This window comes from Dermacoccus sp. CCH2-D9 (assembly GCF_001556795.1).
In the GTDB taxonomy this organism is placed as follows: Bacteria; Actinomycetota; Actinomycetes; order Actinomycetales; family Dermatophilaceae; genus Dermacoccus; species Dermacoccus nishinomiyaensis.
Genome location: NZ_LSJT01000148.1, coordinates 45105 through 54989, shown reverse-complemented (window position 1 = coordinate 54989; position 9885 = coordinate 45105). Strand labels below are relative to the sequence as shown.

Genomic DNA, 9885 nt, shown 5'->3' with positions numbered 1-9885 from the left:
GCTCGGAGATGTGTATAAGAGACAGATCCGGGGGTTGTCACCACCGCCGTCTAGCGTTCGCGACATGGTGACGAACACGCAGACGAATCCGACCGCGGTGCAGGGCTGCCTCGACGATCTCGGCACCCCGTTGCACGACGTCACCTTCGTCATCGTCGACCTCGAGACCGCCGGGGGTCGCCCGGGCGCGCAGGGCATCACGGAGATCGGCGCTGTCAAGGTCCGTGGCGGCGAGGTGCTCGGCGAGTTCGCCACCCTCGTCGACCCCGGCTGCGCGATCCCACCGCAGATCCAGCGGCTCACCGGCATCACGACGGCGATGGTGCACGACGCGCCGAAGCTGGCATCGGTGCTGCCCGCATTCTTCGAGTTCCTCGGGCCCGACGCCGTCCTCGTCGCCCACAACGCACCCTTCGACGTCGGCTTCCTCACGGCGGCCGCACGGGATCTCGAGGTCCCGTGGCCCGCTCCTGCGGTCGTCGACACGGTCAAGCTCGCCCGCGCCCTCGTGCCGCGCGACGAGGTCCGCAATCACCGCCTCGGCACGCTCGCGGCCCACTTCGGCGCAAGTGTCAACCCGAATCACCGCGCCCTCGCTGACGCCCAGGCCACCGTCGACGTCCTGCACGCCCTGCTCTCGCGAGCCGGCAGTCTCGGCGTCACCTCGCGTGAGGAACTGCTCTCCTTCAGCGCGAAGGTGCCGGCGGCGCGGCGCCGCAAGGCCACCCTGGCCGACGGCCTGCCCGCCGAGCCCGGCGTCTACGTCTTCGAGAACGAGGACGGAAAGCCGCTGTACGTCGGCACGTCCGGCAACCTCCGCACCCGCGTGCGTTCGTACTTCACCGCGTCGGAGAAGCGTCGCGAGATGGGGCTCATGGTCGATCTCGCCGCCCGCGTGACGCCCATCCCCTGCGCGACGGCGCTCGAGGCACACGTGCGTGAGATCCGGCTCATCGCCGAGCATCGGCCACGGTTCAACCGACGCTCGAGCCGGCCGGAGAAGATCGCATGGCTCAAGATCACCGACGAGAAGTTCCCGCGCCTGTCCGTCGTGCGCGAGCAGCGAGCCGACGAGGCGACGTACCTCGGCCCGTTCCGCACGATGGTCGCCGCGCGGCTCGCCCGCGATGCGGTGCACGACGTCCGCCGCATTCGCCAGTGCACCACGCCCATCCGCGCCAAGGGCGGCACGGCGTGCGTCCTGGCGGAGATGGATCGGTGCGATGCGCCCTGTATCGGAGGCATCACCCAGCGCGATTACCTCGACCTCGTGTCGAGGTTGAGGCAGGAACTGCTCAACGAGCCCGGGTCCATCGTCAATGACGTCGAGGCGCGCCTGGCCCGCCTCGCGGGGCAGGAACGCTTCGAGGAGGCCCGCGCTGGGCGCGACGCCCTCATCGAGCTCCTGCGTGGGCTCGACCGTCACCAGCGCCGGGCACCCATCGTCAACAATCCGCATCTCATGGCGGCACGGCCACGTCGGGGCGGCGGCTGGGAGTTCGCCGTCATCCGACACGGTCGGCTCGCGGCGAGCGGTGCCTCACGACCCGGTCAGGATCCACGGCTGACGATCGAGGCCTTGCGGGCGACGGCCGAGGCCGTCGCGACCCCGCCTGCACACCGTTCCGCAGCGCTCGAGGAGGAGACGGAGGTGCTCCTGCGCTGGATCGCGCGCGCAGGCACCCGCATCGTCGAGACGGACGCGCCGTGGGTCAGCCCGCGGGATGCCGCGACACGCTACCTCGACGATCTCGATCCCGTCGTCCGCCGCGCGCACGAAGCGGCAGCCGTCGAATCCGGCGTGCTCGCGCATCCCGGACAGGGGCGGGCGACGACCCGTCAGTCGTCGAGCCCCAGATCGAACCCCGCGTCGAGATCGCGTTGGGAGTAGGTGCGAAAGGCCAGGTGCGTGTCGGTCTCGAGCACGCCGTCGACCTTGTTGATGCTTCCGGAGATCACCTCGGCGAGTTGCTCGTACGCCGTGACGCGCACCATCGCGATGAGGTCGACGCCTCCGGTCACCGAGTAGACCTCCGTCACCCCGGGCACGTCGGCGACGTGCTGGGCCACCTCGGGGATGCGTGCGACGTCCGCCTTGATGAGGACGATGGCGGTGATCATCGGGTCTCCTTCATGAGGGGCTCGGAATCGGCGTCTACGGCACTCGAACCGTGGATCCAGACGTCGAGGGTGCGTTGCGCGGCGCTGGAATCGACGGCCTCGGCAGCGCGCGTCATGCCCGCACGGATGCCGGACGCGAGGTCGTCCGCGCCACCGAAGAGGCTGCCGCGCTCGTACTGGGCGACGAGTGCGAGAGCCGCGCCGGCGTTGAGCAGGACGGCGTCGCGCACGGGCCCGCGCTTCCCGGCGAGGACGTCACGGACGACCTGAGCGTTGAACGACGCGTCTCCGCCGCGCAGCGCCTCGATCGGGGCTGGCGACAGCCCGACCTGCTCGGGCGAGATGCTCTCTTCGATGACCTCGCCGTCGTGCACCCACCACAGGCTCGACGTCGTCGCCAGGGTGAGCTCGTCGAGGCCGTCGTCACCCCGGAAGACCGCCGCATCGGCGCCGCGTTGCGCGAAGACGCCAGCCATGACCGGTGCCATCCGACGGTTCGCGCAACCCACAGCAGCGATGGCTGGGCGCGCCGGATTGGTCAGGGGGCCGAGGAAGTTGAACGCGGTCGGGACGGCGAGCTCCCGCCGCGTCGCGGCGGCGTGCCGCATGGCGGGGTGGAAGCTCTGGGCGAACAGGAACGTCATCGGGGCATGCGTCACGTCTTGCTGCAGCTCGTCGACGTCCGCGCTCAGGTCGACCCCGAGCGCTTCGAGAACGTCAGCCGTCCCGGTCGAGCTCGAGCTGGCTCGGTTGCCGTGCTTGGCCACCTTGACCCCGGCACCGGCGCACACGAGCGCGGCCATCGTCGAGATGTTGACGGTGTGTGCCATGTCGCCGCCCGTGCCGACGATGTCGAGGGCCGGCACGTCGAGCCTGAACGGCCGGGCGTGCTCGACCATGACGTCGGCGAGCCCCCGCAGCTCCTCCACCGTCTCGCCCTTGCTGTGAAGTGCGACGAGGAACGCCGCGAGCGGAACGGGGGCGACCTCCCCGTTCATCACGGCCGTCATCGCGGCGTGGGTCTGCTCTGGCGTCAGGTCCTCCCCACGCATGAGCTGGGCCACGAGGCTCGGCCACTTCATGACGGATCTCCTTGCACGTCGTTCGTCGTACCACCACCCTAAGCGGCGCCGTGACCGTGCGACAGGCGCGTCCACCGACGTCCCGCGTCACCGTGCTAGGCGCTGACGTGCGGGGTTGCAACCGCGTCAACACACACAGGAAGAACACCCTTCAACACCCAGCGAGCACACAGAGCAGATAACGAATATGTGTCCAATTGGGGGGCCGCTGTCATGATCGCTGCCAGGGCAGGACATAATGTCCGGGTGGCGACCGCAACTACAGCTCAGACGAGCGAACACGGCATCCCCGCCGGGCACGCACCGGCGACCCGACCCAACCTGACTGCCGTAGGCACGATGGTGTGGCTCGGGAGCGAACTCATGTTCTTTGCCGGATTGTTCGCGATGTATTTCACGATCCGCTCCGTGGCAGGCGACCTGTGGCACGAACGCACGTCGCACCTGAACGTGACGCTGGCGGCCATCAACACGACGATCCTCGTGATCTCGTCCGTGTGGTGCCAGCTCGGCGTGTTCAAGGCGGAGCACGGCATCCCCCACCGCACGGGCAAGCTGCTCGAGGTCGGCAAGTGGGGAATGCGTGAGTGGTACTCCCTCACCTACCTGTTCGGCGCGATCTTCGTCTCCGGCCAGATCATGGAGTACGCCACGCTGCACGAGGAGGGCATCTCCCTCGACAGCGACGCCTACGGCTCGATGTTCTACATCACGACCGGCTTCCATGGCATCCACGTGACCTGTGGCCTTCTCGCGTTCCTGCTCATCATCGGACGCACGTTCACCTCGCGCACCTACAGCCACCACCAGGCCACGGGCGCGATCGTGACGTCCTACTACTGGCACTTCGTGGACGTCGTGTGGATCGCGTTGTTCGCTGCCATCTACCTCCTCAAGTGATGCGCGACACCACTAGCAGAACCCGAACCCTGACTCCCCCGACCGCCGACAGGATGTCCTTGTGAGCACTCTCGCCGCCCGCCGCCGACACCCGGCCTCCCTGTTCGTCGTCCTGCTGCTGGCCCTGGTCGTCACCGGTGGCCTGTACGCAGCCTTCGCGCCGAAGAGCGCCAAGGCCGAGACGACGTCCGCCAGTGACGTCAACGCTGGCAAGCAGCTGTTCCTCGCGAACTGCTCGACCTGCCACGGCACGAACGCCACCGGCACGTCCGCCGGCCCCTCCCTCGTGGGCGTCGGCGCTGCCGCCGTCGACTTCCAGGTGGGCACCGGCCGCATGCCGCTCGCCGCGCCAAACACGCAGGCGCAGCGCAACACGAAGCAGTTCAGCGACAAGGAGATCGCCCAGATGGCCGCCTACGTGGCCTCGCTCGGCACCGGTCCCAACGTCCCCGAGAAGCAGTACACGACCCCGGGTGGCAACTCGGCCAAGGGTGGCGAACTGTTCCGCGTCAACTGCGCCATGTGCCACAACTTCGCCGGCTCGGGTGGCGCGCTGACGCGAGGCAAGTACGCGCCGCCGCTGACGTCCGTCTCGGGCAAGCACATCTACGAGGCCATGCAGACGGGCCCGCAGTCCATGCCGGTGTTCAACGACACGAACCTGTCGCCGCAGGACAAGAAGGACATCATCACCTACCTCAAGGACATCGAGAAGCAGCCTGCGCAGGGTGGTCACACCCTGGGCAACCTCGGCCCGGTCTCCGAGGGTCTGTTCGTGTGGACGTTCGGCATCGGCCTGTGCATAGCGGTGGCTGTCTGGCTCGGACGTAAGGCAGCGTGATGAAATTCCCCCGCTTCGGCTCTGACTCGTCAGACAGGAAACGCAACGAAATGAATGAAACCGGCGCGCATGCGCTCCCCGGTGACGGCCACCCGGACAACGCTCCGGTGAGCCCGAACGACGGGCACGTCGAGCGTTCGGGCGCACTACCCGAGCACTTCTCCGACCCGGGCCTGCCCCCGCACGTCCACCGTCTCGGTGACGAGGATCCGGCTGCGGCCAAGCGCTCCGAGCGCCAGGTCGCCATGCTGTTCCTGCTCTCGATGATCGCGACGATCGCGTTCGTCGTCTGCTACTTCGCGGTCGGCCGCGAGTCGATCATCTCGGTTCCTTTCATCGGCCCGATGAAGGCGCTGCACTTCGCTCTCGGCCTCACGATGGCGATCTCCATGCTGGGCATCGGCCTGGGTGCCATCCACTGGGCTAAGACGATCATGCCCGACGAAGAGGTCGTCGAGGAGCGGCACGAGCTCAAGTCCGACGACGAGGCCTGGGAAGCCGCCGCCAAGATCATGACGGGTGGCGCGGAGGCCGCGCAGCTGAAGCGTCGCCCGCTGCTCAAGTGGACGCTCGGTGGCGCTCTCGGTCTGTTCGCCGTCCCGGTGGCTCTTCCGCTGCTCGGTGGTCTCGGCCCCATGCCGAAGAACGACCTCGCGACGACGCTCTGGGACGAGAAGATCAACGGCCGCGGCCGCCGCCTCATGCGCGACCCCGAGGGCACCGCGATCCGCGCCTCGGACGTCACGCTGGGTTCGGTCTTCCACGTCCTGCCGGAGGGCATCAACACGACGGAGCACCCCCTCAACGAGAAGGCGAAGGCCTCCGTGCTGCTCGTGCGGCTCGACGAGGAGAAGATCAAGTCGGAGCGTCAGCGCAAGTGGGGTGTTGACGGCATCGTCGCCTACTCCAAGATCTGCACACACGTCGGCTGCCCCGTCGGCCTGTACGAACAGCAGACGCACCACCTGCTGTGCCCGTGCCACCAGTCCACGTTCGACATGACGGATGACTGCAAGGTCATCTTCGGCCCCGCCAAGCGTCCGCTGCCGCAGCTGAAGATCTCGGTCGACGACGAGGGCTACCTCGTTGCTGACCAGGGCTTCAAGCGCCCGGTCGGCCCGAGCTTCTGGGAAGACAACGGGAAGGAACTCAAGTCATGAGCACCGCTGCCTCTTCCGCGAGCGCAACGCACCCCACGACACAGCGTCAGGACCCGCAGGGCGGCCTGGCTGGCATGTCCAACTGGTTGGACGAGCGCACGGGCGGCGCCAAGGGCGTTCGCTTCCTCATGAAGAAGGTGTTCCCCGACCACTGGAGCTTCATGCTCGGTGAGGTCGCGCTGTACTCCTTCGTCATCCTCATGATCACCGGTACGTTCCTCACGTTCTGGTTCGTGCCGTCGCAGGGCGAGACGATCTACAACGGTCAGTACGTCCCGATGCAGGGCATCCAGATGTCGGAGGCCTACGCCTCCGCGATCGACATCTCGTTCGACATCCGTGGTGGGTTGCTGATCCGTCAGCTCCACCACTGGGCGGCGCTGCTGTTCATCGTGTCGATCATGATGCACATGTTCCGCGTGTTCTTCACGGGCGCGTTCCGCAAGCCCCGCGAGATCAACTGGGTCATCGGCACCCTGCTGTTCATGCTCGCGATCATCGAGGGCTTCATGGGCTACTCGCTCCCGGACGATCTGCTCTCGGGTACGGGTATCCGCGCCATGGAGGGCTTCATCCTTTCGGTCCCGATCGTCGGCACGTACATCTCGTACGCGCTGTTCGGTGGCGGCTTCCCCGGCGAGATGATCATCCCCCGCTTCTTCACGCTCCACATCCTCATCATCCCGGCGATTCTCGTCGCGTTGCTCGCCGCACACCTCATCCTGCTCGTCGTGCACAAGCACACCCAGTACCCCGGCCCGGGCCGCTCCGACAAGAACGTGGTCGGCTTCCCCCTCATGCCGGTGTACATGGCGAAGGCCGGTGGCTTCTTCTTCGTCGTGTTCGGTATCACGGCGCTGATCTCGGGTCTCATCACGATCAACCCGATCTGGATGTACGGACCGTACGAGCCGACGCAGGTGACGGCCGGTTCGCAGCCTGACTGGTACATGGGCTTCGCCGACGGTGCTCTCCGTCTGCTGCCCGGCGTGTTCGAGTTCCAGCTGTTCGGCCACACGTGGAGCATGAACATCTTCCCGGGTTCGATCGCCTTGCTGCCGTTGTTCTTCGGCGCCATCGCGGTCTACCCCTTCATCGAGGCCTGGGTCACGGGCGACAAGCGTGAGCACCATGTGCTCGACCGTCCGCGCAACGCTCCGACGCGCACGGCGATCGGCGTGGCGTTCGCGACGTTCTATGCGGTCCTCATGTTCGCGGCCGGCAACGACCTGATGGCGATCAAGCTGCACATGTCGATCAACGACATCACGTACTTCTTCCGCGTCATGGTCTTCCTCGGCCCGATCCTCGCCTACCTCCTGACTAAGCGCATCTGCCTCAGCCTGCAGCGTCGCGACCGCGACCTGGTGCTGCACGGGCGCGAGTCCGGACGCGTCATCCGCACGCCGGAGGGTCGATTCTTCGAGGCGCACGAGCCGCTCGACGAGTACACGCGTTGGCAGCTCGTGAGCTACGAGGCCGGTACTCCGAGCCAGATCGAGCTCGATGGTCTTTCGGGCAAGGAGCGGAGGAAGGCGAAGCGTCGCAACCGCTGGACCAACTTCTACTACAAGGACAGCATCGCCCCCGTCACTCCGGCCGAGCTCGAGGCAGCTCACCACCACGGTGACGACCACGCTCTCGAGGGCGCTCACTGAGTCGCCCGCGAGGATAACGCCGAAGGCCCCCGACATCACTGATGTCGGGGGCCTTCGGCGTATCTCGGCCGGGAGGCGTCAGGACGACGCTCCATGGCCACCTCAGGTGGGCCGGCCAGGGAGGAAGGGCAGCTTCCCGGGTGCAGGCGTCTGCGGGTGCCAGGTCGCCACGCGCTTCGGGTGGCGGAGTTCCGCGAGGCTGCCGGCCTCGCCCGGGATGGTGCTCTGGACGCACCGCATCGCCTCGATCCCCCTCGCCCGCGTTTGTCTCGCATTCGTCACCGGTCGTGAGGGTGTCGCCCACGCATCAGCTCATGCGTCCACGTGGTCCGGAGGGATTCTCCCCCGTCTCATCGTGCCGTACAGCGGTGCCTCGCTCGGCGGCCGGAGCCGTTCGCTCATCGCGCCCGGAGCCGCCTCGTGCTCACGTCAGGGCAACGTCGACATCGTGGCCGGAGCCGCCTCCTACTCGCGTCAGAACAATGTCGCCATCGTGCCCGGGGCCGTTTCGTCGTCGCCTCCCGGCCCCGGTCGTCGCTCAACGGCTGGTGGTCGTGGGGAGACGGCCGACGCCATACCAGCCTGCCCTGCCCCCGCCTGCGAGCGGGCACCCCTACAAGCGGGCATGAGGGCGCCGCCTCGGGAGGCAAGGAGCGCGCACCACGCTGTGAGAGGCGGCGGGCGCCCAGCAGCGTCTCTGCATGGTCCTTCGCCTGAGCTGATGGCGGCGCGCCCAGCAAGTCGCCCGTCGGTGCCCTGCGATGACGGCGGCGATTGGCCCTGGCCTGCTGTGCCGGCAGCGTAGCCGCGGCGCAGATGAGTCCCTGATTGTGGTGAAACACCGGTCGTCGCGCCCCCGGCCTCTTGGACGTGGGCGCAGCCACCGCGTGATCCTTCGAGTCAACCTCCTACAGAATCCTCGAACGGAGTCATCACGATAACCGCACCTCACATTGTCGACCCTGCCAGCGTGCTGGGCGAAGCCTTGTCCGAAGCAACCCGGACATGGTGCGCCACCTACTGCAAACCATTGCTCAACGCTCTGCCGTCCGCCGACGCTGACGCCGTGATCGGCGCCGAGTGGGGCCTACCCAGCCCGACACGCACGACCCACCGCAATGGCTACCGCCACCGCGACCTCGACACCCGCCTCGGCACCCTCGACATGGCTGTGCCGAAGCTGCGCTCAGGCGCCTACTTGCCGGACTGGCTCATGGAACGACGCAAACGAGCCGAGTCCGCACTCATCACGGTCGCCGCTGACTGCTACCTCGCCGGCGTGTCCACGCACCGCAGGGCTCCCCCGCTGCGCGGGACGCGGGGTTCGTAGCGGGTGGTACCCCCAAGCTGGCGAAAAACCCTCGGCACCAACGCGCCGTCGAGTCCCAGGTCAGCCGTATGGGCGCCGACCTCGACCCGCTCCACGACGACTTCCGCCACCGCCCCCTCGACGATGCAGGCCCGTTCACGTTCGTCACCGCCGACGCCCTCACGATGAACGCGCGGGAAGGACGCCGCGTGATCAACACCGTCGTCTCGCTCGCCACCGGCGTCAACAATGACGGCCACCGTGAAGTGCTCGGCCTGCGCGTGGCCACGAGCGAAACCGGGTCAGCGAGGAACGAGTTCTTCGCCGACCTCGTCGCCCGCGGCCCGAGCAGTGTCCTGCTCATCACCAGCGAGGCCCACCGGTCTGTGCGAAGCGATCAGCGCGAACCTGCCCGCCGCGAGCTGGCAACGATGCCGCACTCACGACGCCGCGAACTCGTCGGAATCTTCCCCAACCGCGACGCGATCGTGCATCTCGTCGGCGCCGTCCTGGCCGAACAAACCGATGAACGGGCCGAAGGACGACGCTACCTCGGCCTCGACGTCCTCGCCCGCTCACACGCGGCCATCCTCACCGACCCGCCCACCGAGCCAGGACACGAACCCATGCCCGCACTCACCGCCTGAACCCACCCCGCGAAGGAACACACCGTTACACCACCGCCAGAGACTTGACCGCCGGCGCGCCCAGGAGCGACGCGCGCGAGCGCGAGCGAGCCGCCGCGATCCCCGCACTCTCGCAAGATCCGCTGCGTGAGTTGATCGTGCTTCGCAGTAGTTTGATCGTGCTTCGC

Annotated in this window: 7 protein-coding genes and 1 pseudogene; 6 read left to right on the top strand and 2 right to left on the bottom strand. The window is 67.5% G+C overall.

Translation table 11 applies throughout. The annotated features are described in order from the left end of the window. Positions 1–64: 64 nt before the first annotated feature. The gene (locus tag AX669_RS12665; protein WP_062258765.1) at positions 65–1891 is read left to right on the top strand and encodes a DEDD exonuclease domain-containing protein; all 1827 of its coding nucleotides are present in this window, start codon (positions 65–67) and stop codon (positions 1889–1891) included. Here the strand turns inward: AX669_RS12665 and AX669_RS12660 are convergent. Both AX669_RS12660 and trpD read right to left on the bottom strand, forming a co-directional pair. Next, complete coding sequence (locus AX669_RS12660) at positions 1840–2121, bottom strand: Lrp/AsnC family transcriptional regulator (RefSeq protein WP_038567799.1); 282 nt, start codon at positions 2119–2121, stop codon at positions 1840–1842. The genes AX669_RS12665 and AX669_RS12660 overlap by 52 nt on opposite strands. Further along, positions 2118–3203: an anthranilate phosphoribosyltransferase gene (gene trpD / locus AX669_RS12655; RefSeq protein WP_006946543.1), complete on the bottom strand. Its 1086-nt coding sequence runs from the start codon at positions 3201–3203 to the stop codon at positions 2118–2120. The genes AX669_RS12660 and trpD overlap by 4 nt, the downstream gene beginning before the upstream one ends. A gap of 246 nt (positions 3204–3449) precedes the next feature. Here trpD and AX669_RS12650 point away from each other — a divergent pair, with 246 nt between their 5' ends. From AX669_RS12650 to AX669_RS14075, 5 genes and pseudogenes are all read left to right on the top strand, one after another. Beyond that, positions 3450–4103 carry a heme-copper oxidase subunit III gene (locus AX669_RS12650; protein WP_006946553.1) on the top strand — a complete coding sequence of 218 codons (654 nt, stop codon included), beginning with the start codon at positions 3450–3452 and terminating at the stop codon, positions 4101–4103. 61 nt (positions 4104–4164) lie between these two features. Next, positions 4165–4944 (top strand): c-type cytochrome, encoded by a 780-nt coding sequence (locus AX669_RS12645; RefSeq protein ID WP_006946652.1) that lies wholly within the window; start codon positions 4165–4167, stop codon positions 4942–4944. 50 nt (positions 4945–4994) lie between these two features. Next, positions 4995–6104, top strand: a complete 1110-nt coding sequence (locus AX669_RS12640) for a ubiquinol-cytochrome c reductase iron-sulfur subunit (protein WP_006946571.1) — start codon at positions 4995–4997, stop codon at positions 6102–6104. Beyond that, positions 6101–7762, top strand: coding sequence for a ubiquinol-cytochrome c reductase cytochrome b subunit (locus AX669_RS12635; protein WP_062258763.1), 1662 nt, complete (start codon positions 6101–6103; stop codon positions 7760–7762). The genes AX669_RS12640 and AX669_RS12635 overlap by 4 nt, the downstream gene beginning before the upstream one ends. A 937-nt stretch (positions 7763–8699) precedes the next feature. Beyond that, a pseudogene (locus AX669_RS14075) lies at positions 8700–9718 on the top strand (transposase). Positions 9719–9885: the final 167 nt, after the last annotated feature.